The organism is Streptomyces sp. DH12, assembly GCF_020873895.1.
Classification (GTDB): domain Bacteria; phylum Actinomycetota; class Actinomycetes; order Streptomycetales; family Streptomycetaceae; genus Streptomyces.
In genome coordinates this window covers 1-820 of record NZ_JAHWGT010000196.1, presented here as the reverse complement: position 1 = coordinate 820, position 820 = coordinate 1, and the positions used below count along the sequence as shown (strand labels likewise).

Sequence of the window (820 nt, the reverse complement as noted above, 5' to 3'; positions counted from 1 at the left end):
ATATCCACACGGAGCGGGGCACACCATGTCCAACCGTTTGACGCAGGTCGGGTGCGGCACCCGCTCCCCGCAGTACTCGCCCGACCCAGGGACGGAGCCCACTCCCCATGCACGACCGAGGTGACCACGCCCCGTTCCCCGAGCGCCGCCCCGCCCCCGCGGGCCGGCGTCCGGGCGGGCCGTGCGCCGGGTGCGGAGGGAGGGCGCCGTGACGACGCCGTACGCCGTCGTGATCCCCACCCTGGTACGGGACACCCTCGCCGACTGTCTCGCCGCGCTGGCCGCCGCGTACGGACCGCGCCCGGAGCGCATCGTCCTCGTCGACGACCGCCCCGCCACGCCCGTCCCCGACCCGGAGCCCCTGGAGCACGCGCTGAGCGTCCTCGGCGACCTGCGCGCCCGCACCACCGTGCTGCCGGGAGAGGCCCGCGGCCCCGCCGCCGCCCGCAACACCGGACTGCGCGCCGTCACCGAGCCCTGGGTGGTGTTCGTCGACGACGACGTCCAGGTCGGGCCGCACTGGTGCGCCCAGCTCCAGCGGGACCTGGACGAGGCGACGCCCGACACCGCGGGCGTGCCGGGCGTCATCACCGTGCCGCTGCCCGGCGGACGCCGCCCCACCGACTGGGAACGCGGCACCGCGGTACTGGCCCGCGCCCGCTGGATCACCGCCGACATGGCCTACCGCACCGAGGTGCTCCACCGGGCCGGAGGCTTCGACGAACGCTTCCCCCGCGCGCACCGCGAGGACGCCGACCTCGCGCTGCGGCTCCTCGACGCCGGCTGGCGCATCCGCCGGGGCTGCCGCACCACCCTGCAC

Annotated in this window: 1 protein-coding gene; it reads left to right on the top strand. The window is 77.0% G+C overall.

Annotation, left to right across the window (positions count from 1 at the left end; all coding sequences use genetic code 11):
• Positions 1-208: 208 nt before the first annotated feature.
• Positions 209-820, top strand: a 612-nt coding sequence (locus LPA54_RS33470) for a glycosyltransferase family 2 protein (protein ID WP_228984482.1), incomplete at its 3' end; no start/stop codon positions are given.